The following is a 22706-nucleotide window of genomic DNA, read 5'->3' as shown; positions in this document are numbered from 1 at the left end:
GCACTTTTGCCCCTCTCACCTTCGTCTCAGCCCGTATTCCAGCGGAATAACGCTGAGAGCTGCCCTCTTCACGCGGTTCTCCGCTGGGCTGAGTTGTAAACCGGCACAAGTTTAAACATCTGATAAGACCCTCCCTATAACGTCGCTACGCATCACATGGGTTGGGCCAAGCGTCAGGAGAGACTTGTGTCAGAAACACGATTTTCAAGAGCCATAGCGACCCACAAGCGCGCGTCCAGAAGCACCGTGCTAACATCTGTGGCCGCCGCAGCTTCCATGGCTGGTGCAACAGCCGCTGCGCTGTCAGCATTCATCCCACTGCCCAGCGCGTCCCCCTTTTGGTCGCATCTTTTGACATTGGGAACCTTTGGCGCAGCTGTCGCCCCTGTTGCATGCCTGATCGGCTTTACCTCGGCATACCGGATTTACGCCAAACGGAACCAAGAGCTGTCAGGCCAGATCGCGGACCTCAATGAACAAATTTCGAAACTTCAAGCCGTCGTGGCGAAGGTTTCAACAGATCTGGAAGATACATCCGAGAGCAGCGCAGCGTTAATCGCAGAGCCAGCCCTTGCTGCGCACCAAGCTTTCAAATCGACCCGTTCCACACAGGTACAGTTTGGATCATTGGTGGATGCGTTTGAATTTGCACCTTCCAACAAGGCTGCAAACGAAGATCACAAACAAAGCAGAGCGGCTTGATTTCACAAAAGAAATCACAAGCCGCTCTGACAATTCTCAATAAGGTTAGACTTTGACCTTGCCCGCTTCGGACAGCACCTGATCCATGCTGACCGCAGGCTGGTCACAACCGGCCTCACCAACCACTTTCGCAGGAACACCCGCGACGGTTTTGCATGGCGGCACTTCCTGAAGCACCACAGAACCCGCTGCGATACGGCTGCAGTGCCCCACGCGAATGTTGCCAAGCACCTTGGCACCTGCACCGATCAGAACGCCGTCGCCAATCTTGGGATGGCGGTCTTCTTCCTCTTTGCCGGTCCCGCCCAGCGTCACCGAGTGCAGCATGGAGACATTGTCGCCCACCACAGCGGTTTCGCCGATCACAATGGAATGGGCGTGGTCAATCATTATCCCTTTGCCAATCTTGGCAGCCGGATGGATGTCGATGCCAAAAATCTCACTGGTGCGCATCTGGATGAAGTAGGACAGGTCATAGCGCCCCTGCTCCCAAAGCCAATGGCCGATACGGTAGGCCTGCACCGCCTGATAGCCCTTGAAATAAAGAATCGGCTGCAGCAAACGGTGGCAAGCTGGGTCACGCTCATAAATCGCCATAAGATCCGCACGCGCCGACGCTGCGAGGGCCGGATCAGCGGCAAAAGCTTCATCCGCAATCTCGCGCAGGATCACCATCGACATCTCATTGGACGAGAGTTTCGCCGCAAAGCGATAGCTCAACGCGCGTTCAATGGAGTGATGGTGCAATACACAAGCGTGTACCAAACCACCCATCAGAGGTTCTTCACGCACGGCCTCTTGGGCTTCACGCGTGATCTGCTGCCAAACCGGGTCCAGCTCGGTTACTTTTGGTTGCATCTCAGCCATGGTCACACCTTTCTGTCCCTGTCAGACTACACTAGGTAATCAACAAGCGCCAAATTCAAAGGTGTGAATGCACATAAAACCAAATGGAATGGAACACCTCATTTTCTCGTGATCGAGGCTAAACTGCGATTTGCGCTGCGCTGCCCGCACCAAAAATGGCTGAGATCTGTGCCACCTCAATGCGCCCTCCAGCGCCAATCCCGTCTGTCTGCTGATCCGCTTGAGAATACGTCCAGCTCGGTGTCTGCACCTGTTCTTCCCGCACTTGAACCTCTCCAACAAAAACTTTGATCAAGTAGGCTTCGCTCTCTTCTCCCAAAGGCACATCCAGCCCCTCCCAACTGTCTCCTTCAAGTCGGGTGCGTCTGATCCAGCTCAATGTGAGGTCCCCTGCGGCATCCCTTTGCGCCTTGAGATGCACAGGGGCATAGGGTCTAAGGCCAATCCCCTCAAACGCCTCCACATAGTGGGTATATGTCGGGTCAAACAATGCGCGCTGCGCGGGGCCGATACGGTAATTGCGCTCGGCACCCCGGTATTGGCGGGGCAAATCAATCTGTGTCACCGCCGGAGACATGACCACAAGCCAACTTCCCTCCGGCCAGGCTGCTGAAACATCGCCTTCTGTCCCAAGCTGCCCTCTGAGGCGACCTGATAACCTGTATCGGCGCTCCCCGACCAGCTCGGCGGTCTGGAACTGAAAAGCCTCCCAGCCCTTGGGGGTGCCATCGCCGATGTAGGCGAGATTGCCACCATTTAGCAGCTCAAGGCGCGGGAGGCTTTGAAGCGTACCTTGGATCATCTCGACCTTCAGCCCAGCGCTGCGGTCCCACAGTCCTGCATCAGCAGACAGTAGCGGCGATTTGGTAATCCCAACGAAGGCAGGCGCGTCCAGAAGCTGATTGAGCGCGTAGCCCTCGTCCGTATCACTGGAATTAACCGCCACGCTGCCCGGCCACGGTTTGCCGGTGCAGGCAATATGGGGCGCGTGGGGCACTTCGTTCCCCGTCATCAAAGGCACATCCAGAAAAAGCGACTGTACTGGTACCGGCGGCACAAACCCACTGCCTCTGGGCGGATCACTTTCCGTCTCTGAGGGAACATAGATCGAAGGCGCGATGCGTGCGCCCTCCAGAACCTGCGCCCCCTGCTGTGTCACGCGATCAAGTCGAAAGCTCTGTTGCTCCATGCCATCTTGGCCCAGCGCGACCACATCCCCCGTGCCAAGCTCCATCCGGCTCGGGGGGAGAGCCAGCTTCACGCGGTCTCTGGCGACGCGGGACTCTGCAAGCCAGCGCTCAGCGGTCTGCCGACCCTCACTGCGCGTCAAAACCTCCGTCACCTCGCTTTGCGCCACCGCAAAAGTGGCTTCATCATGCAAAATGGCTTCCTCTGAGGCCGCATCAAAGTCCCGCTCCGCCAAGGTGAAGTTCAAACGCACACGGCCCGCCATTTCCGCATTCGGTGCCCGGCTCAGCTCCCAATCCCCATCGATATCACTTGAAAGCGCCAAATCATCTGTGTTCAACACTGTTTCGCCACGCAAGCCCCGCATCACGAAACACAGGACGCCATCGCGCTCCAGCGCATCAAATCCATGGCGCAACATCAAAGGCTGTAAAGCGGCGCGCCCATCTGCCACGTCACTCTGCACATAGCCACGCACGACACCGTAGAGCTGCGAAACATCGTAGTGCTCAACGCCAGCAGCAATGCAGATCTCCTCAACAACCGACGCCAAGGTGCGGTTTGAGGCCCGCCCATTGAGCCAATGCCCCTTGGCATAGTTTCGACCATCCGTCCAAATCTCCCGTTCATTGGGAAAGGCGGGAAACGGACGTGCATCCCATGCCCAGGCAAACATGCGCTGGGTGTCGACCATAGGCCCGCCATATGCCCCGGAGACAGGATTGTTGGCTGGCTGCTTCCAATACTCGTGCAAGGCTTGCATATAAGATTGCTGCATAAGGTCGTCCCGCAACCCTCTGGAGTAAAACGGCAAAGCGGATTCAGAGGATTTTTCATCCAGAAACTTATTGGGCTGGTTTGTACCCAAATCGATTGCTGCGCAGCCTATCTCCGTAAACCAGACAGGCTTTGAAGCTGGCACCCATGCTGTCTGAGTGGCCTGACGCTGGCCTCCAATGCGCTCATGATGCGGATTGGACCACCAATTCCTGATGTCTTTGTAGCGATAGACCCAAGGTTCGCCAAATGCACCATCTTCAATCGGACTGCGGCTTTGCACATCCCGCGCCGCGCGCGACGGGTAATACCAGTCGTACCCTTCTCCGCCCGCAATCTGTGTTTTCAGATAGGAGAGATTGTGAACCGCATCCCAGGACTCCCCATCACTATGGTCCGCCTCATAACGCCAATCTGACAGCGGCATATAGTTGTCGATCCCGACAAAATCGATCTCCGCATCCGCCCAGAGGGGATCTAGATGAAAATACACATCCCCGCTGCCATCCTGCGGGTGGTAGCCAAAATACTCCGACCAATCAGCCGCGTAGCCGATCTTGACGGATGATCCGAGTAGGATACGCACCTCCGCCGCAAGGGCGATCAACTGCTCAACAGCCGAAAATCCGTTGGCCCCTCTAATCTGTGTCAGGGCGCGCATTTCCGAGCCGATGCAAAAGGCGTCAACGCCCCCCGCCGCGGCACATAGCGCGGCATTGTGCAGTATAAACCGCCGATAAGACCACTCCTCCGGCCCACTGTAGCTCACGCCATCGCTCGACACCTGAAAGTCTGTAGCTTGCGCGGTGCCGAAGAACGCTGCGACCTCCGCATCCGCCGCGCTTGTGCCATCTGTCGTCCCAACCTGCCCCGGTGCTTCGGAAAGCGTGATACGCCCCCGCCACGGCAACACCGGCTGGTCTGTAGCGTCGCTCCATGGATCGCTACGCCCATTGCCCTCCAACTGCTCCATCAGAATGAACGGGTAAAACATCACGTCCTGCCCAGCGCTCTGCAAATGGCGGATCGCCTCAATCACCGCTGCATCCGCAGGCGTCCCCCCATAAACCGGTCGCCCCGCGACACGTGCTACCTCCTGCGCCTGCGCACGAGGAACGCCAGCAACACGCCAAGGCATCTTCTCGCCAGCCACGTCACTCTGCTCAACCTTGGGTCTCAGCTCACACTCTGCCGCACGAAGGTCATTGCCAAACCAACTGACGATCAGCGATGCGGCCTTACAGTTTGGCAACTCCTCGGTCAGCGCCTCCACTGACGCGCAAAAATCCGACTTTCCAGCCGGTGTGTTTTCATTCGCAGCGCGCGTTTCACCGGTTTCGCTCTGCAAATAGACTTGTGACTTGGCCAAGGCGTACTCACCTGTTCCCGGCATCAAGGCGACAGCACGCACGGTCTCGGCATAGTCAGAGGCATGTGACGGCACAGACTTTGGCGTTGGTCTCACAACCTCAAAGCTGAACTGCGGCACACGATTGCCAAAGGGTGCCAGCTCGAGATCTTCAATCACCACATAAGCGGTCCCGCGATAAGCTGGCACCATGCCTGCGCCTTCCACCGCTTCCATCTTGGGATCGGGCAGTTGATCGGCGCTGCCGCTGTGCACACGAAACGTGAAATCTTCTGGGGAGAGCTCAATACCATCCGCCCAGATCCGCCCCACGCGGGCAATCTCTCCCTCACACAGGGCGATCGCCAGAGACACCGAATAGCTGTAGCTGCGCGTCTTGGGCTGGCTGGGGCGCCCCTTGCCGCCGCTCGCCTCTGTCTCAGTCACGGTTTCCAAAAAGCGTGTTGTCCAGATCACCTGCCCGGGCAGGCGCACCCGTCCAAAGACACGCGCCTGTGCTGCGCCTTCCGCAGATCCAGTCAGGCGAAAGCGCTCCACTTTGCCGGTTTCCACCACATCGGCACCGCCACCCAGCAGGCTCTGATCAATCAGCTTGCCAACGGTCGCGCCGGCGAAGCGGCCAACCGCCGCAGTCGTGATCCCGGCAACCGACCCACCAAGCGATCCTCCAACAGCCGCGCCTGCCGCAGCCAAAATCACCGTTGCCATGTGCTGCACTCCTTATTGGCTGTTGTCTTTGAAAGATCCGTCTCGGGCGCAGGAAACGCAAAACGCCCAACGATGCGGCGACGCCACGGCAGACTCAGCGCGTTCTCCACCACCGCATGTCCGCCGTAGGCATGGATCACGCTGGCCTCCGCCCCCACGCGCCCTGCGATGCCAAGATGCTTGGCCACAGCGCCCGATTTCATACGAAACAACAGCACATCCCCCGCAGCCTCCTCGGCGAGCGATTTTGGCAGCAAATAAGTTGCCGCCGCCTGCCAGAGCACTTCCTCATTGCGCGCTTCTGCCCAGTCCTTTGTGTAGGGCGGCACCAAAGCGGCCTCTTGGCCGTAAAGCCTGCGCCACACCCCACGAATAAGCCCCAGGCAATCCGTGCCTGCGCCCATCAGGCTTGCCTGATGGCGATAAGGCGTCCCAATCCAGCGTCGGGCGATTTCCACCACCTGTGCTCCGTCCGCTGTGTTCATCGCAAACTGCCTCCGGTGTTGCTGCCACTCTTGGTGGGATAACTGGTGATCCAGTCTTCACCGGGAATGTCGGGAAACCCTTGAAAGTTCAGCCTGTTGCTAAATTTCGCCCCGCAGGTTGAAAACCGCTTATCGCAGCCCGCAATCAGACGCAGTTGATCCCCAGACGCCAGCGCAGTCGGCATCGGCTCCCACAGCTCGACCACACGCCAGCCACCCTCAAAAGTATCGCGCTTGATCAACCCCGTGAGCCCGTCTGCCGCACCGCTGAGCACGCGCAGCTGACCATGTGTGAACCATCCCGGATCAAAACCCGACAGAGTGCTGAACCGAAACACGCTGCGGCCGCGCAGCTCTTCCACCACCGGGTCCGCTACCATCGCAGGGTCGGTCACATCCACCCCGCAGGACGCATCTCCCAACACGGCGGTGCATGCCCTTTGATAGCCCCGCCCACGCGGCATATTCAGCCGTTCTGACAACCCGCGCAGCTCGGCCACAAAAGCACCACCGGCCTGCCGCATCTCCCCGATGGAGCCGCGAAACAGCACACTGCGCTCAGTGGGCATCGCCCAGTTCACCAGCCAACAGGTGATCTCCGCCCCATCCAGACGCCCCGCTGCGATATCCTCGGCGCGCACCGAAGCATCGCTGAGCACCCCAACCGCCTCACTGTTGTCCACAGCCAACCCGGTGCCTTGCTCAAGAGCGCTCGCCGTCAATCCAGTGGAGGCGCGGAAAGCAAAGCCTTCAAAGCTCAGATCCCGATCATGATCCGTGAATCCCAGTCTAACACCGTCACTCCGCTCAATCCCCCAGGCGCGCGCAACCGTTGTGGCCCCGCTTTGAAGATGCGCTAAAAGCTCTGTTTGAAACGCCATCAGCCCCGCACCTCGACAATCGGCACATTGGGCACATCGCCCGCCTTGAAACTCGCAACGCTGGTCTGGATCTGATCCGTGTCAAAACGCACCGGCACATCAAACTCGAACCCTGCGGTGACCTCAGAGCCGACAGCAGGAGGGGAGATCAATGTAATCTCGCCAGTCTCGCTGTTCACTGTGAAGTCGTTGCCTTCCACAAGCGCAACACCGTCCACGCCGACCCGCACAGTGCCCTCTACCGGTTTGTGGATCGGCCGCGCATAGCTCTGCGCACCGGATACATAGGTTTTTATAATTTGAAACAGCGTGTTGCCGCCATCTCCTGATCCGATCACCTGATCATCAAACCGCACATCCTGAGACACTGGGCATGATTTGTAGTCCGACCAGTCTTTCCAGCGAAACCCGTTGAGCTGCCCTTGCCGCGCCTCAAAAAACGCAATCAACGTCCCTAGGTCATCCACAGAACGCATCGCCAAGCCTGCATCATAGCTGCGCCGCGAATGCGCCCAAGGCGTGTTGCGCTCCTCAAATCCATTCACCAGCGTCACCACCTCCGTGCGACGCTGCGGCCCTCCTACGGAGCCAAAACTCAACGTCGTGGGAAACTGCACCTCATGAAAACTCATCGCGCCCTCCTATCTGTTGCGTTGCGCCCGTGCCAAAGCCCGGCTCATCTGCGTCGCGATCTGCCCTTTGGAGCGCTGAAAACTCTCGGCATCCGGCGTTGAGACATTCACCACCACTTGCACCGGGACCGCCCCCTGCGCGCTGCGCACGCCAAGCTTTCCATCCGGCCCGCGCGACAGCGGCAAAATCGCTTCGGGGCCCGCTTCCCCCATCAAGCCGCGCCCACCACGCATGGGAAAGCTCACCGGCCCGTTCACGACGCCCCCATTGGCGAAGGGCATTACGCGCCCCTGTGTGAAACCGGCCCCATCCGCAAACGGCAACAGATCCCCCAGAAAACTGCCAACACCACTGGTGATGACCTGCCGAAGCTGATCCTGAACCGGCCGCGCTGCACTGCGATACGCTGCATTCACCATGCTTTGCGCCAGATTGCTCAGCGCGTCTGAAAGCTTGGCGCCATCAAACACAAGACCATCAAAGGCTTTGCGCAACCCGCGGTTCATGCTCTTTTCAAGGCTCGCCGCATCCTGACCCGTCGCGCTCAAAGACTGCTGCATCCGCCGCAGCGCCCCGTCAAAACCGGCCACCATCGCCGCCGCATCGCCGAGGCTGCCTTCCAACGCCTCAATCTCTCCGTCAAAGGCGTCAAAATCATCCATCTTCTGGCTCCTCATATTTGTCTGGATAGGCGCGCAATAAGGCGTCAAACCCTGCGCGAGTGAGCGCGCTCTGGCCGCGCCCCTCTCCCAACAACAGCGACAATTCCGCTGGCGTGAGCGCCCAGAAGTCCGCTGGTGTCAGTCGCAATCCGCCAATCCCGGCGCGCATCAGTGCAGGCCAGTCAAACCGCGCCATCTGTCTCTCGTGCGCCATGGACCTCCGGCGCGCCAAATGCGCCAACCAACAGCTGCGCGGCCACCCGCGCCGCCTCCATCGGCCCACCTGCAATATCCGCCTGCATCAGCTCGTCTTTCACTCCGGCCCATCCGCCACCGCGCAGCCCGGCCAGAATCAGCGCCAGCACATCACGGCTCGCAAACGCTCCGTTTTCAAACCGCGCAATCAAGGCCACCAGCGTGTCTTCGCCAAGCTGCGCCTCAAGCTCCGCAAGCGCCCCCAATGTGAGCTTGAGTACATGACACTGCCCGTTCATCGTCAGCGTCACTTCACCTGCAAACGGATTGGCCATTTTTACGCCGCCGCAAAGCTCAGCGCCCCGGCGCTGGCCATTGCCACCTCATAGGTTGCTTCGCCGTCATGGCTGCCCGCATACTCGATGGACGTGATCTGAAACGCCCCTTCCACGATGCCAAAATCGGGAATAACCACCTGAAAGTTCGGTGTTTCCCCGTCAAAGAAGATCTGGCGCGCACGCTCATCCGTGGTGGCGTCTTTGAACACCCCCGATCCACTCAGCGCCGCCGATTTCACCCCGGCTCCTGCCAGCAACTCCCGCCAGCCTCCCTGGCTTTCAAGCGAGGTCACATCCACGCTTTCCGCGTTAAAACTGAGCCGTGTCGCGCGCAGCCCCGCCACGCTCTCAAACTGACCACTCCCGGTCAGATCTACCTTGATCAACAGATCTTTGCCGCTCTGTGCACCCATCATCTCTCTCCGAAACTTAGCTTTGATCGTCCTCGACCCGCGCCCGAAACCGCAGGTCAATCCGACGCAGATTTTTCTGCGTGTCCCGTCTGGCCGTTGCGCGATCAAAGACGAGAAACACCACACGCCCACGCGCCAAGGGCAGCCGATTGCCAGTCAGAATGTCACTGATTGCCGCCCCAACGGTCTTGGCGCGCGCAAATCCTGTCGCCTCGCAGACAACGGAGACAACAAAGCGATGCTCCGCGCCGCCGCTCAACTGATCAGAGCGGTCCCGCACGGTCTCTGCGCCCAGCGAGACAAACAGCTCAGGCACCTGACCGGCAGGCATCGCGTCATAGATCGCGCCATTCACCAGACCATCCAGAGCCACATCCGCCTGGAGCGCCTGATACACTGCCGTCTGAAGCGCTGCGCCTGACCCATAGCTCATTGCGCTTCCTCCTCGGTGGCGTGGCAAATCAGGTAGCGCCCAAGGCCATCCACCTCCGCCACAGCCTCGATTGTGAAAATCCTAGCCCCGTCGCGAAACCGGCAGTCCGGCATCGGGCGCATCTGCGACCCGACCGGAGCCCCGCGCAGCGTGATCTTGTAACGCACGCTGCTCAGCGACATGTCCCCGCCATCACGCTCCCGCCCGCTGCGCAGGCGCACGTCGGCCCAGACCGTTCCAAGAGCTTCCCATGTGCGGGCAAAGCCGCCTGCGCCGTCCGGTGCCGCCAAGGGCCGCTCCAGTACCAGCTTGCGCGACAGCGTCACTGCTTTGACCGCCGGGCTCATTGGTCTGCCCCCAGCCCCAAGCGAACCGCGCGATACCGCTCCAGCAAACTGGTCACGCCAAACGGCATACAGCCTTCACTCAGCGTGGTTTCCTGCCGGAACTCATAGTAGTGCGCCGCCAACAGCAGAATCGCTTGCCGCAAGTCTGCAGGGATCTCTGCCCAGGTTGCGCCGAACCCCGCCTCAAAGCGCAGGGTCACGCTGCCGTTGGTGGGGATCCCGGGCAAGGCTCCGGCCACACCGCGCACCGATGGTCGATGCGTGTCCTGCACAAGCTGGTAAGCACTTGAAGCGACCGTCACAGCCACGCCCTGCGCATCTGTCAGCGTCACTTCAAGGATTTGCGTGACCGGCGCCACCGGAAGCCCCTGCGCCACCCCATCGCGCCAGCCATAAACCGTCCAGCCAAAAGTCCGCCGGATCAGGATTTTGCCGGTGCGCGCTTCCACAGCGCTCATCGCTGCACTCAGAAAGCTTTCCAGCACGCCGTCCTGCAAACTGTCTTCCGCAAAGCCGCTGCCAAGCCGCAAATGCTCCTTGAATGCAGCCACCGGCAAAGCCGAAACAGGCACCGAAGCTTCTTCGATTAACATCATGGAATAACTCCAAATATTCTCACTTACGGTCAGAAGGGCGCGCGTCCTCACGTCGCTTCAACGGAGGGGGTAAGCCAGACAACGTGACGCAGTCCGACGCGCGCCCGGGGCTTGGAGGATCACCCCCGCGCCCACCCGGGAATTACGACAAGGCAAACCGCAAAAATTTGATCGCCGCAAAATCGCTCACGTCGCCGCCTATGCGTTTGGTGGCATAGAAAAGCACATGAGGTTTGGCGCTGAAGGGATCGCGCAGCACGCGCAGATCAGGCCGCTCCGCCACAGTGTAGCCCGCCGCAAAATCTCCAAAGGCAATGGCGTCTGCGCCGCTGGCAATGTCCGGCATATCTTCGGCAATCAGCACCGGATAGCCGAGCAATCGCGCCGGCTCTCCCGCCGTTAATCCGTCTGACCACAGGAAGCGCCCGTCCGCGTCTTTCAACTTACGCACCGCTCCGGCGGTCTTGGAATTCATCACAAAACTGCCATTGGCGCGATACTGCGCCCCCAGCGCATAGACCAATTCCACCAGCGCATCCGCACCGTTGAAATCCCCGTCCGCACCCGTGGCCACATAACCGATGTTGCCCCAGCTCCAGCTTGCTTCGGCAACGGTGGGATAGGTCATGATCCCCGTGGGTTTGTCCACCCCATCCCCGTTGATGAAGGCCGCCGCTTCAGCGCGGGCAAACTTGTCGGCGACCCGACCCGCTAGCCAGCCTTCAATGTCAAACGCACTGTCATCCAACAGCCGCTGCGAGGCTTTGGGCAGGGCCGAAAGCTCATGCAGCGGAATGGCAATGCGCTCGATATTCGGCGTGCCGGTTTCAGCGGTCGCGCTGGTCTCATCCGCCCAGCCCGCGCCCACATCAGAGCTGTCAATCAGCACATCATAAGAGCCCGCCTCAACCGTCACCACATTGGCAATCGCGCGGATGCTCGCGGTGCTGTTGAGCACGGATTTGATGGTCTCTGCGGTCTGCGGATCCACCAGATAACCGCCATCGCTGTTCACACTTGAGGACATAGCCTTGTCCTCAAGCTCAAGCCCACGCAGCCCGTCATCTTCCCCTGTGCGCAGATAGGCGTCAAACGCCTTCTGATGGGGCGCGTCAAAGTCGGTGGCTGCGGCCAGATGTGGCCGCGCCGCGGAAATGGATTTGCGCTCTAACATGGTCAATCGCTCTTTCTGCTGTTTCAACTCTGCTTGAATGTCACCTGTGAAGGCACTCAGATCGCTGGTGAATTTCTCCACCGCATCGGTCACATCCTGGATCGAAGACACATCTTCTCCGATCCGAGACTCGGTCTCGGTTTTCGACATCTTCCCGTTCTCGCTACTGTTGTTTCGCGCGCTCTAACGCGCTGTCATCACACGGCTGGCGTCTTCAAACGCAGCCACCATCGCGCGCAATGCAGGCATCGCGCCGTCCTCCTTCGCGGTCAGCCGCGCGCTTGGCAGCATCGGAAACGTCACCAGGGACACCTCCCAAAGCTCAAGCTCCTGCAAAAGCCTTTGGCCTTTCGCACTCTTCGCCGCCTTCTGCGTGCGGTAGCCAATCGACAATCCGTCAATCGCACCGGCCGCAATCAAAGCCATCGCTTCACGGCCTTTGGCCACACTCTCCAGCAGTCGCCCTTTGACCCACAGCCCTTTGCCGTCCTCGCGCACCTCATCCCAGATGCCAATCGGCTCACGCGGATCATGCTGCCACAGCATCTTCACCTGACGTCCGCTTTTTGAGAGCGCCTTCAGCGACTTGGCGTAGGCACCGCGTTGCACCACATCGCCACCCTGGTCTGGCGCATCAAACAGGCTGGCATATCCGGCAATCACATTGCCATCTTCCACCTCCAGCCCTTTCCCGACGCGCGCGAATTTGGTTTCAAGTTCCATCTGTTGCTGCATCCGCTTCCCTCTCACTTCGCCAAATGCGCCTCACGGCGTCACGCTCATCAGCGACTGGACGGCCTGAGACAGGATCACGCCAACCACGCCATATACTGTCAGCCAAAGCCGCCGCTCCAAGCGCTCCATCAGCTGCTCAATCTTGTCCAATCGGCGGTTCAAACTATCAAACTGCAACTTTGCCACCCGCTCATGCGCCTCAAGCCGCAGACCCGGCGCACAGTCAAAATGCTCAAAACCGTAGCGCGGCTCACGCATCGCCATCCTCAGCCGCGGGCGCAGGCAGACCCAGCATCGCGCGTTTCTCCGCCTCGCTCAGAAAATCCGCCCCTGCGATGCGGGTCCAATGCGCCTCCCGCTCCGGTGCCAAGGCCGGCACCTGATCCAGATCGGGTTTGAGCTGCAAAGCCTCGCCGGTATGTTGCGCCAGCCAAGTCCCCACCGCCGCCGTGACCCGGCTCGCCAGAGGCAGAACCGTCAGGCGGTAGAACGCGCGGTTCGCCTCCTGATAGTTCGCATAGGTCGCGTCTCCGGGGATACCAAGCAGCATCGGCGGTACGCCAAATGCCAAGGCAATCTCCCGCGCCGCGGCCTCTTTGGTTTTCTGAAACTCCATGTCGCTTGGTGAAAACCCCATGGGCTTCCAGTCCAAACCACCTTCCAGCAACATCGGCCGCCCTGCATTGCGCGCGCCCTGATGGTGGCTCTCCATCTCGCTCACCAGCCGGTCATATTGATCATTGCTCAGGCTGCCATGCCCCTCATGCCCCTTGTAGACAATCGCGCCGGACGGTCTCGCCGCATTGTCGAGCAATGCTTTGGACCAGCGCGAGGCACTGTTGTGCACATCCATCGCCATCGCCGCCGCCTGCATGGGCGACAACCCATAATGATCGTCCTGAGGGTGAAACATCTTGATATGGCAAATCGGAGAGACATCCCCCACCGCAAACCGATGTTTGCGCGCGCCCACCACATATTCATAAGCAATCGGCCAGCCGTCATTGCCCGGCACCACGCTCATGCGGTCAGAGCGCAGCACATGCAGCTCTGCAGGCGCCTCCGCCGCACCTGAAACCGCTTCGACATAGCCATTGCCCGAAAGCAGCAACTGCCCATAAAGCGCCTCAAACAGTTCCGCATGTCCCTGCCCGCCATTGGGCCGCACCAAAAGCGCCAGTATGGGATGATCCTCAAAGCGTGCGCGGCTGTCCTGCAAGACCACCGGCAAGGCCGCAGCGGCCTCGGCAATCATCCGGACACAGCGAAATCCCACCGGATTGCTCGCAAAGCCTGTGCGCGTGAGCGATACCGTATCGCGCGGGCTCCAGGCCACGCGCCCTGCACCGTGCCAGGCCACAAGCGGCCCCGTGGCGCTTGCCTTCTTCTCAGGCGTCGCTGTCACGGGGGCCTTTGGCTCTGTGCCACGCTGAAAGATCTTTCCTAGCATTTATGACGCTCCCATTCTGAAGGTTCTTGCGCTGTCGCATCCCGCCACGCGTTTGGCGTTTTGACCCTGACAGGTATCTAAAATTTGTCTTAACTTGCGACTTCCTGATCGCACGGTCGGTGTTGCGCAGCTCACAGCTCGCGCAGTCTCGGCCGCCGCCAATGTGCCGATGGCGCAATGATCAGCTCATGCAAGGCCCAGACCAGTGCATCCACGCGATCCGGGCTGCCTTGCCCCGCGAAACCCTGGGTGGTCATTTCACACATCTGATCTTCGAGCGTCTCAAGCCCGGCCATATGGGTCACACGCGCTTGTTCATAAAGCGCAGCCACAGGTTCTGCCCGCGCAGCCTTTCTGCGGCTGGCGCGCACCGCTTTGTAAGGCACCAACGGGTCAATCTGATTGATGACCGCTTGCACCAGATCCCCACCCTGATTGACCTCCGCCACCAGCCGGTCCGCGCCCCAGCTTTCCATCGCGGTCAGCGCCACCCGCGCCCAGGTATCCGGGCTGGCGGCCCGCACACTCACGTCATCGACCACACAGGCCCGCCACTCTTGCACCGCTCCTTTGGTGCAGGCGCCCACCACAATGATCCCGCATTCATCAGACCCCGCATGCCCGCTCACCGGCGGATCCACCGCCACCACGATCCGGTCCATCTCCGGCAGCGCCTCACATCTGAGGCCCTCCAGCTGGCTATGTGTCCAAAGCGCGCCGTCCATGTCCTCCAGCAGCTCTCCGGCAAGCTCCTGCCGCCCCAGCCGTGTACCGGCATAGCGCGCCTCGACTTCTCGCAGGAAACTCTCTGCCAGATACGCCCTGTTGGCCTCAGTCGGCGCGCTGGTCTGCACCGTGCTGTCCGCCTTCAGCAGTTTCTTGAGCACGGCTACATTGCGCGGCGTCGTTGACACCACCTGCTGCGGGTTCTCGCCAAGCCGCAGCGCAAACTGCAACATGTCCCACGTCGCCTGCGCATTGCGCCACTTCGCCAGCTCATCCACCCAGGCCGCATCAAATTGCGGTCCGCGCAGGCTCTCTGGATCATGGGCAGAAAACGCCTGCGCAATCGCCCCATTTGGCCAGACAAGCCTGCGCCGCGCCGCCTCCCAAACAGGTCGCCGATCCGGCGGCGCACAGGCTATCAGCCCGCTTTCGCCAAAAATCATCACTTCGCGCACCTGATCTATGGTCTCTCCGACCAGAGCCACCCGCCGCGCCTGTCCCAGATCATGCGGCTGCGCGCCTTCCACCATACTGCGCACCCATTCAGCCCCCGCGCGCGTTTTGCCTGCCCCGCGCCCTCCCAGGATCACCCAGGTCTTCCAGTCGCCGTCGGGCGGCAGCTGATGCGGCAGCGCCCAGAAATCAAACAAAAAGGGGAGCGCCAACAGCTCCCCCTCACTCAGACTGTCCAGAAAAGCCGCCTGAACCTCGGCAGGTTCGGAGGCGATCCAGGCGGCACCGGATCGAAGTTCGTGCCGCATCGAGGTCAAGGGGGCTGCTTCGGGCGGCATGGCCCTGTCTTGCATCGCGTTCTTCAAAGTCTGCCTCCATCAATAAGGCCAACCGGATGCACTGCCGCAGATGACCATAGACCTGCGTTGCCTCGTCAAACTGTGCCCAATCCTCTGCGCGCAGCGCGTTATGCACACGCAGCAGATCTTGGTTGAGATCGGACAAAGTCTTCCGAAGCACGCCCAATTCAGGATCAAGCGTGCGCGCGCCCGGGGGCGGAAAATAATGTGTCATTGGTGCTCATCGCCTCTCATGCGCAGTGATCCCCTCCGCATAAGTCCCCATCCAACCCGCGCTTTCGGCAGAAAGCCGCCAACCAGAGGTGGTCCAGCATGGACCAAACGCTATGAAGCATCGTGTCTCAAGTCAATATTTTAAGCACTTACAGTCACTTAACGCACCGTGCGCAGACCGTTGCGCATCCGCTTTGCAAAACCGGAAACGCTGTGTTTCCTGATGCCAAGCAATGCGCCACATTCCCGGCCTTATCGATTTGTAGAGGTTTGTGCGGTGGGGTGCTCAAAGTGTCATTTTGAGGGACCAAGTCATGGGTACGACTTTTCTTTCCAAGCTGTCATGGCGCGGAAAACTGGCGCTCGCCGCTGCGCTGCTGCTCATCACTGTGCAGGCAGGCCCGGCGGCAGATGCGATCACCAATACCTTTCAGAAACCAGCGCCCATCGAAGTGGAGATGGAAATGCGCCCAGAGGACATTTGCTAAGATCCGCGCAGCGTCCTGCCGAGTCATGACAACAAAAAACGCGGCCCCAATCGGGAGCCGCGTTTTTGATTTTCGCTGTGTCAGACCTTACTGATTGGCCCGTTCGGCCTCGATCTGGCGCCATTTGGCCACGTTCTGATTGTGCTCCGACAAGGTGGTCGCAAAGGCGTGTCCGCCGGTCCCATCCGCCACAAAGAAGATGTAAGGCGTCTGATCCGGATTGGCAGCAGCCTCAAGGCTTGCACGTCCCGGGTTTGCAATCGGTGTGGGTGGCAACCCTTGGATCACATAAGTGTTCCAAGGTGTTTCGCGGCGCAGCTCGCTCTGGCGCAATCCACGGCCCAGCACGCCAACACCCTCGGTCACCCCGTAGATCACCGTTGGGTCGGTCTGCAGACGCATGCCGCGGTCCAGACGGTTGGCAAACACGCTGGCCACCTGACGGCGCTCTTCCGGCACACCGGTCTCTTTCTCGATGATGGAGGCAAGGATCAAAAGCTCCTCGGCACTATCCAGCGGCACACCCTCTGCACGGCTTTCCCACGCAGCTGCCACCAGCACCTCTTGTGCCTTCTGCATCCGCGCAATCACGCTTTCCCGAGTGTCCCCGACACGCACCTCATAGCTGTCTGGCGCAAGGCTACCCTCGAGAGGGCGCTCAATCTCGCCGGTCAACAGATCGATGTTGTTCAGAGAATCCATCACCTGCCAGCTGGTCACACCTTCGGCCACGGCAATACGGTAGCGTGTGTCCGACGCCGCGCGCACGCGGGTGAACTCAGACGGCGCTGTCTCTTCCGCAGGGTTGAAGGAGGCCACTTCCACAAATCTGCCAGTCGCTGGGTCCAGCTCACGCACTTGCACAACCTTGCGTGTCACGCCAACGCGATAGACAATCTCGGTGCCGCAGGTGCTCGCCCCGCCCCGCGTGACGATATCAACGATCTCTTCCATCGACGCGCCAGCAGGCACCAGAAACGCACCGGCTTTCAGCTGGTCGGCCTTGTCGGAGTAATCCGCCCCCAGGCGGAACAGCATCCCGTTGGCGATTGCGCCTCTTTTTTCAAGATCTTGCGAGACACGGCTCATGTTCGATCCACTCTGCACCCGCAGGCACACAGGCTCTGTGAGTGGACCCGTGGCCCGGTAAGTGGACTGCCCAAAGAGAATGACGCCGCCCAGAAGGAACAGCGCCACAATCAAAAGCGTCAGCGCGTTAGACGCGACAGCGCGCCACATCAGCCGACCTTCCCGAAGATCACCGATGCGTTGGTGCCGCCAAAGCCGAAGCTGTTGGACAGCGCCACATTGATTTCACGCTCACGCTTCTGGTTCGGTGCCAGATCCACAGGCGTCTCAACCGCTTGGCTATCGAGGTTGATGGTGGGCGGTGCCACCTGATCGCGGATCGCAAGGATCGAGAAGATCGCTTCAATCGCGCCCGCAGCACCCAGAAGGTGACCGGTCATGGATTTGGTCGACGACATGGTCACCTTGCCCGCGTGCTCGCCCATCAGGCGCTCAACTGCGCCAAGCTCGATGGTGTCCGCCATGGTCGAGGTGCCATGCGCGTTGATGTAATCCAGATCTTTCGGCTCAAGACCCGCTTTCTTCAGCGCGGCACGCATGGAGCGTTCGCCACCTTCGCCGGTCTCAGAAGGGGCCGTGATGTGGTAGGCGTCACCAGACAGGCCATAGCCCAGCACCTCGGCATAGATCTTCGCGCCGCGCGCTTTGGCGTGCTCATATTCTTCCAGCACCACAATGCCAGCACCTTCGCCCATCACGAACCCATCGCGGTCCGCATCATAGGGGCGCGAGGCTTTCTTGGGGTCATCTTCATATTTGGTGGAGAGCGCCTTACAGGCGTTAAAGCCCGCAATGCCGATCTCACAGATCGCCGCTTCCGCGCCACCGGCAACCATGACATCCGCATCGTCAGAGGCAATCAGACGGGCCGCATCACCAATGGCGTGCGCGCCGGTGGAACAGGCCGTCACAACCGCATGGTTGGGGCCTTTAAAGCCGTATTTGATGCTCACCTGACCAGAGATCAGGTTGATCAACGCGCCGGGAATAAAGAACGGAGACACACGGCGCGGGCCTTTTTCGTTCAAAAGCAGCGTGGTCTGCTCGATGGACTGCAGGCCACCAATACCGGAGCCGATCATCACACCGGTGCGCTCCAGCGCCTCGGTGTCTTCTGGATTCCAGCCGGAATCTTCCACAGCCATCTGCGAAGCGGCCAGACCATAGAGAATAAAATCATCCACCTTGCGGCGCTCTTTCGGAGCCATCCAATCATCAGGATTGAAGGTGCCGTCGCTGCCATCGCCATAGGGCACTTCGCAGGCGTATTTGGTGGTCACACGCTCAGGATCAAAACGGGTGATGGTGCCCGCACCGGACTGACCGTCCAGAATACGTGACCAGCTTTCTTCCACGCCCGACGCCAGCGGGGTGACCAGACCGAGACCGGTGACTACTACTCGACGCATTTCATTGCTCTCCTAGCCTTTGGCAATTTGCCCACCCAAATAGCTTGGATTGCCTGTGGCGTGCAAGAGCGCGTGCGCTGGCTTTTGCTGATATCGCACGCTTAAGGCACTTTGCGTTTACCCCGGGGGGCCGAATTGCGCTGCTGATGAGACCACAGAGGGGAGGAAGGGAGCGGTCGGGCAGCGCAATCCGAGAAAACGCAAAGTGCTCAGAGACAGAAACGGGTGTTACAAGAACTCCGCCACCGCCTCCGGTTCTGGCTTGGCCACTTCAAGAGCCTCTTCCACAGTCAGCGACTTGTGGAACAATGCGCGCCCAATCAGAACGCCCTGAATGTTCGGATCATATTTCAGGCGAGAAATATCATCCGCGCCGCGCACAACGCCGCTCGCGGTCACCGGCCAGCGGCTTTGTTCTGCGATGCCGGAGATCAGACCAAGCTGCGCCTCCACGTCGGTCATGTCGCTATCAATATCGGTCACAACGATGCCGGCGAAAGGTGCTTCTGAGAAAGCGTTCACATAGGCAATCGGGTCAAAGGCTCCGGCCTTGCGCCAGCCTTCGGTCATCACCTGCCCCTGCCAGACATCCACCGCCAGCACGATCTGATCCGGATGGGCATGCGCCAGTTCAATCGCCGTATTGGGGTCATAGGCCGCCATGGTGCCCAGCACGATCCGGCCTGCGCCTTTCTCGATCCAGTGCTCCACCTGCTCACGGGAGCGCATACCGCCGCCCAGTTGCACAGGCAGCCCTGCCCCGCGAATAATCTCCTCAACCAGCTCGGCATTTTGATCGCTGCCCTGAACCGCGTTGAAATCCGTCAAATGCATCCATTCTGCGCCGGATGCGGCAAACCCTTTGGCCGTTTCCACCGGGTCCACATGCCAAATCTGCGGGCTGTCCAGATCGCCTTTGTCCAAGGTCACACAGCGACCGTCCAGAAGTTCCATTGTGGGGTAAATCATCATTGCGGAAATCTCCTCCAGCAAACTTTATGAGGTCAGTTTACCACCCAAAGAACACCGCAAGGCAAAAAAAACGTCGCGCAAACTCGCAGACACGACAGCAAAACGGCGCCTCCCTGAGGGAAGCGCCGTTTCACAAAAGTTATCTCGAAGAGCTTAGGAAGCTTCGGAGATGAATTTGACCGCGTCGCCGAAGGTCTGGATGGTTTCGGCTGCGTCGTCCGGGATCTCGATGCCGAACTCTTCTTCAAAAGCCATCACCAGTTCCACGGTGTCGAGGCTGTCTGCGCCCAGATCGTCGATGAAGGACGCTGCTTCAACAACTTTGTCCTCTTCCACACCCAGGTGCTCTACAACGATCTTTTTCACGCGGTCTGCGACGTCGCTCATGTCAATTCCTCATTCGTCTTGGGCGTGTTGGCCCGTTTGAATTCCCATCATTTTAGATGGGTCTGATTTGTGCCCCAACCGGGACGGTTCTGGTCCGGTCGTCCCGGAAGGTCTCCGTCCGCCCTCTGCATAATTAGGGGGCACCCGGAAAATACTCGCCGCCTATAACACATCCACCTCACAAGGCAAACGCTTTCCCCAGCGACAGCTGCAGCCCGCTTTCGCGGGCCGCGTACGGTCACAACATGGCCATGCCACCGTTCACATGCAAGGTGGTGCCTGTCACATAACCTGCTTCAGCACTTGCCAAATACAGCACAGCCGCAGCGATTTCCTCGGAGGTGCCCATGCGCGCCGCAGGAATCTGCCCGTTGATCTTGTCTTTCTGATCGTCGGTCAGCTTGTCGGTCATCGCTGTCGCGATAAAGCCCGGCGCCACTGCATTGGCTGTGATTCCGCGACTCGCCACCTCATAGGCGATGGATTTGGTCAAACCGACGAGACCGGCCTTGGAGGCGGCATAGTTCGCCTGCCCCGGGTTGCCGGTCGCACCAACTATAGAGCTGATGTTGATGATCCGGCCCCAGCGGGATTTCATCATCGGACGCATCACACCGCGGCACAGACGCATCGCGCTGGTCAGGTTCACGTCGATCACGCTCTGCCATTCCTCGTCCGACATGCGCATGAAAATCTGATCGCGGGTGATGCCCGCGTTGTTCACCAGAATATCCACGCTGCCCATCGCCTCGATGGCCTGCTTTGGCAGCGCATCCACCGCCTCTGAGTCGCTCAGGTTGCACGGCAGCACATGCGCGCGCTCTCCCAGCTCAGCTGCCAGCGCCTCAAGCGGCTCCACACGTGTGCCAGACAGGCCCACGGTTGCGCCCGCGTCATGCAGCGCCTTTGCAATCGCGCCGCCGATGCCACCCGATGCGCCAGTCACCAGCGCGGTTTTTCCAGTCAGATCAAACATAGTTCTGTCTCTCTCAGTTTTTCACCACAGGCTTGGTCAAAAGCCCGTATTTGGCAATGTCTGCCGGTGTCATAATGTAAGTGTCTTCTACAGGTGCCGCGTCAAGCGTGAACCAATAGAAATCTGCACTGCCCAACATGCGTGCGGTATAGCTCACATAGCTTTCGTGAACAGGGTCATCCTTCGGAAAGTCCGCCCCCGCGCGATTGCCTTCGGCCCAGCTATGCACCCCGATGATCGCGCCCTCTTCCATCGAGCGCTCCAAACCTGCGAGGAACAGATCCGTCCCGCCGGAATGCACTTCGCTGTCCGCTGTCAGATGCGTGTCCAACCCCAGATCACGCACCCGATTGCCAAGCTTCAGGTTGGTCTCATCGTCCACCGATCCGGGCACATACATCAGCACAAGGCGCGTGGTCTCTGGGTTTTCGGCAATCGCCTGCTCAAACGACGCAAGGCTGAACTGATTGAGCGTGCCTGACACCAAAAGGTCCTCACCTGAAGGCTCAAACGCAATGCTGTCATAGGAATTGAGGTAGGCCACCTGCAAATGCGTGCAGCCCGCCACAACGGCGACGCCAAGCGCCGCCGCCCCAGCCAGAAAGCGCCGTCTCAGCCTGGGTCGGATCATTTGAGGCTGGCCACAGCCGCCAGCACATCATCAGGCGTCCCCACCGCGCGCACCGCATTGTTGCGGTCGATCTTACGGATCATGCCCGAAAGCGCCTTACCTGCGCCGATTTCCCAGAATTCGGTCACACCATCCGCGGCCATATTGATCACCGATTCGCGCCAGCGCACAGAGCCGGTCACCTGCTCCACCAGCAGTTTGCGGATTTCGTCGGGATCACGCACCGCTGCCGCGCGCACATTTGCAAACAGCGGCACCGCCGGCGCTTTGATCTCTACATTTGCCAGCGCCTCAGCCATCACATCGGCTGCCGGCTGCATCAGCGCGCAATGGAACGGTGCGCTGACCGGCAGCATCACCGCGCGGCGTGCGCCTTTTTCCTTGGCAATCTCCGCCGCCCGCTCAACAGCAGCTTTGGCACCGGACACCACAACCTGTGTTGGGTCGTTGTCATTGGCCGCCTGACAGACTTCCCCTTCAGCCGCCGCCTCAGCCACCTCTTGCACCGTTGCAAAATCAAGGCCGAGGATCGCGGCCATCGCGCCCTCGCCCACAGGCACCGCTGCCTGCATCGCCTGACCACGGGTCCGAAGAAGACGCGCGGTGTCGCCAACGCTGATGGCACCTGCTGCCGCCAGCGCAGAATATTCACCAAGGCTGTGACCGGCAACACAGGACGCATCGGTCACTGCAATGCCCTCTACATAGAGCGCCGTCATCGCCGCCAGTGAGGTCGCCATCAAGGCAGGCTGCGCATTCTGCGTCAGGGTCAGAGTCTCCTGATCCCCTTCCCAGATGAGCTTGCTCAGGTTGTCCCCGAGCGCGTCATCCACCTCGTTGAAAATCGCTTGTGCCTCTGGATAGGCTTCGGCCAGCGCCTTGCCCATTCCAATGGTCTGGGCCCCTTGGCCCGGAAATACAAATGCACGGCTCATTCTGGCTCTCCTCAAAGGTATTTGCACCGACATACCCCGCAGAAAAGCCCCACGCAACGTCAATAGAGCGTTAACCCCTGCCACATTGCGCAGACGCGCACCTCACTTGTGCATG

General features: G+C 59.9%; 26 protein-coding genes. 2 read left to right on the top strand and 24 right to left on the bottom strand.

The window, feature by feature from the left end; all coding sequences use genetic code 11:
* Positions 1-246 precede the first annotated feature (246 nt).
* Entirely contained in the window at positions 247-702 is a 456-nt protein-coding gene (locus tag J7400_RS09060; RefSeq protein ID WP_209062258.1) for a hypothetical protein, read from the top strand.
* 45 nt (positions 703-747) lie between these two features.
* Here J7400_RS09060 and cysE read toward each other — a convergent pair whose 3' ends face one another.
* The 17 genes from cysE to J7400_RS08975 form a co-directional block, all read right to left on the bottom strand.
* Positions 748-1569: a serine O-acetyltransferase gene (gene cysE / locus J7400_RS09055; RefSeq protein ID WP_209062255.1), complete on the bottom strand. Its 822-nt coding sequence runs from the start codon at positions 1567-1569 to the stop codon at positions 748-750.
* A gap of 118 nt (positions 1570-1687) precedes the next feature.
* The gene (locus tag J7400_RS09050) at positions 1688-5611 is read right to left on the bottom strand and encodes a glycoside hydrolase/phage tail family protein (protein ID WP_209062253.1); all 3924 of its coding nucleotides are present in this window, start codon (positions 5609-5611) and stop codon (positions 1688-1690) included.
* Positions 5599-6096, bottom strand: coding sequence for a peptidase (locus J7400_RS09045; RefSeq protein WP_209062251.1), 498 nt, complete (start codon positions 6094-6096; stop codon positions 5599-5601). Before J7400_RS09045 ends, J7400_RS09050 begins: the two co-directional genes overlap by 13 nt.
* Positions 6093-6977, bottom strand: a complete 885-nt coding sequence (locus tag J7400_RS09040; RefSeq protein WP_209062248.1) for a DUF2163 domain-containing protein — start codon at positions 6975-6977, stop codon at positions 6093-6095. Before J7400_RS09040 ends, J7400_RS09045 begins: the two co-directional genes overlap by 4 nt.
* Positions 6977-7609, bottom strand: a complete 633-nt coding sequence (locus tag J7400_RS09035) for a DUF2460 domain-containing protein (protein ID WP_209062246.1) — start codon at positions 7607-7609, stop codon at positions 6977-6979. The genes J7400_RS09040 and J7400_RS09035 overlap by 1 nt, the downstream gene beginning before the upstream one ends.
* Before the next feature lie 9 nt (positions 7610-7618).
* Positions 7619-8272, bottom strand: coding sequence for a phage tail tape measure protein (locus J7400_RS09030; RefSeq protein WP_209062244.1), 654 nt, complete (start codon positions 8270-8272; stop codon positions 7619-7621).
* Entirely contained in the window at positions 8265-8468 is a 204-nt protein-coding gene (locus J7400_RS09025) for a rcc01693 family protein (protein WP_209062241.1), read from the bottom strand. The genes J7400_RS09030 and J7400_RS09025 overlap by 8 nt, the downstream gene beginning before the upstream one ends.
* Positions 8455-8802 (bottom strand): gene transfer agent family protein, encoded by a 348-nt coding sequence (locus J7400_RS09020; RefSeq protein WP_209062239.1) that lies wholly within the window; start codon positions 8800-8802, stop codon positions 8455-8457. Before J7400_RS09020 ends, J7400_RS09025 begins: the two co-directional genes overlap by 14 nt.
* A 2-nt stretch (positions 8803-8804) precedes the next feature.
* Positions 8805-9218, bottom strand: coding sequence for a phage major tail protein, TP901-1 family (locus J7400_RS09015; protein ID WP_209062237.1), 414 nt, complete (start codon positions 9216-9218; stop codon positions 8805-8807).
* A gap of 16 nt (positions 9219-9234) precedes the next feature.
* A complete protein-coding gene (locus J7400_RS09010; protein WP_209062234.1) occupies positions 9235-9651 on the bottom strand; it encodes a DUF3168 domain-containing protein in 417 nt (138 codons plus the stop codon).
* Positions 9648-9998 carry a head-tail adaptor protein gene (locus J7400_RS09005; RefSeq protein WP_209062232.1) on the bottom strand — a complete coding sequence of 117 codons (351 nt, stop codon included), beginning with the start codon at positions 9996-9998 and terminating at the stop codon, positions 9648-9650. The genes J7400_RS09010 and J7400_RS09005 overlap by 4 nt, the downstream gene beginning before the upstream one ends.
* Complete coding sequence (locus J7400_RS09000; RefSeq protein WP_209062230.1) at positions 9995-10594, bottom strand: head-tail connector protein; 600 nt, start codon at positions 10592-10594, stop codon at positions 9995-9997. Before J7400_RS09000 ends, J7400_RS09005 begins: the two co-directional genes overlap by 4 nt.
* 142 nt (positions 10595-10736) lie before the next feature.
* Positions 10737-11918, bottom strand: coding sequence for a phage major capsid protein (locus tag J7400_RS08995; RefSeq protein WP_209062228.1), 1182 nt, complete (start codon positions 11916-11918; stop codon positions 10737-10739).
* A gap of 33 nt (positions 11919-11951) precedes the next feature.
* Complete coding sequence (locus J7400_RS08990; protein WP_247738722.1) at positions 11952-12503, bottom strand: HK97 family phage prohead protease; 552 nt, start codon at positions 12501-12503, stop codon at positions 11952-11954.
* A gap of 30 nt (positions 12504-12533) precedes the next feature.
* Positions 12534-12767: a hypothetical protein gene (locus J7400_RS08985; protein ID WP_209062225.1), complete on the bottom strand. Its 234-nt coding sequence runs from the start codon at positions 12765-12767 to the stop codon at positions 12534-12536.
* Entirely contained in the window at positions 12754-13953 is a 1200-nt protein-coding gene (locus J7400_RS08980) for a phage portal protein (protein WP_209062223.1), read from the bottom strand. Before J7400_RS08980 ends, J7400_RS08985 begins: the two co-directional genes overlap by 14 nt.
* A 131-nt stretch (positions 13954-14084) precedes the next feature.
* The gene (locus J7400_RS08975) at positions 14085-15485 is read right to left on the bottom strand and encodes a terminase family protein (RefSeq protein WP_247738721.1); all 1401 of its coding nucleotides are present in this window, start codon (positions 15483-15485) and stop codon (positions 14085-14087) included.
* 533 nt (positions 15486-16018) lie between these two features.
* Here J7400_RS08975 and J7400_RS08970 point away from each other — a divergent pair.
* A complete protein-coding gene (locus tag J7400_RS08970; RefSeq protein ID WP_209062221.1) occupies positions 16019-16192 on the top strand; it encodes a hypothetical protein in 174 nt (57 codons plus the stop codon).
* A gap of 87 nt (positions 16193-16279) precedes the next feature.
* On the opposite strand, the gene mltG is transcribed toward J7400_RS08970, so the two are convergent.
* From mltG to fabD, 7 genes are all read right to left on the bottom strand, one after another.
* Positions 16280-17431: an endolytic transglycosylase MltG gene (gene mltG / locus J7400_RS08965; RefSeq protein WP_209062219.1), complete on the bottom strand. Its 1152-nt coding sequence runs from the start codon at positions 17429-17431 to the stop codon at positions 16280-16282.
* Positions 17431-18690, bottom strand: coding sequence for a beta-ketoacyl-ACP synthase II (gene fabF / locus J7400_RS08960; protein WP_209062217.1), 1260 nt, complete (start codon positions 18688-18690; stop codon positions 17431-17433). The genes mltG and fabF overlap by 1 nt, the downstream gene beginning before the upstream one ends.
* 228 nt (positions 18691-18918) lie before the next feature.
* The gene (locus J7400_RS08955; protein WP_209062215.1) at positions 18919-19662 is read right to left on the bottom strand and encodes a 1-(5-phosphoribosyl)-5-[(5-phosphoribosylamino)methylideneamino] imidazole-4-carboxamide isomerase; all 744 of its coding nucleotides are present in this window, start codon (positions 19660-19662) and stop codon (positions 18919-18921) included.
* Positions 19663-19815: 153 nt separating this feature from the next.
* Entirely contained in the window at positions 19816-20049 is a 234-nt protein-coding gene (locus J7400_RS08950) for an acyl carrier protein (RefSeq protein WP_058240599.1), read from the bottom strand.
* Positions 20050-20287: 238 nt separating this feature from the next.
* On the bottom strand, positions 20288-21025 hold the full coding sequence (gene fabG / locus J7400_RS08945; RefSeq protein WP_209062213.1) for a 3-oxoacyl-[acyl-carrier-protein] reductase: 738 nt from the start codon (positions 21023-21025) through the stop codon (positions 20288-20290).
* Between the two features lie 13 nt (positions 21026-21038).
* Positions 21039-21656 carry an alpha/beta hydrolase gene (locus J7400_RS08940; RefSeq protein ID WP_209062211.1) on the bottom strand — a complete coding sequence of 206 codons (618 nt, stop codon included), beginning with the start codon at positions 21654-21656 and terminating at the stop codon, positions 21039-21041.
* Complete coding sequence (fabD, locus tag J7400_RS08935; RefSeq protein WP_209062209.1) at positions 21653-22591, bottom strand: ACP S-malonyltransferase; 939 nt, start codon at positions 22589-22591, stop codon at positions 21653-21655. Before fabD ends, J7400_RS08940 begins: the two co-directional genes overlap by 4 nt.
* Positions 22592-22706 lie beyond the last annotated feature (115 nt).

Source organism: Shimia sp. R9_2 (genome assembly GCF_017743735.1).
Taxonomy (GTDB): Bacteria; Pseudomonadota; Alphaproteobacteria; order Rhodobacterales; family Rhodobacteraceae; genus Shimia.
This window is presented reverse-complemented; position numbering and strand designations above follow the sequence as displayed.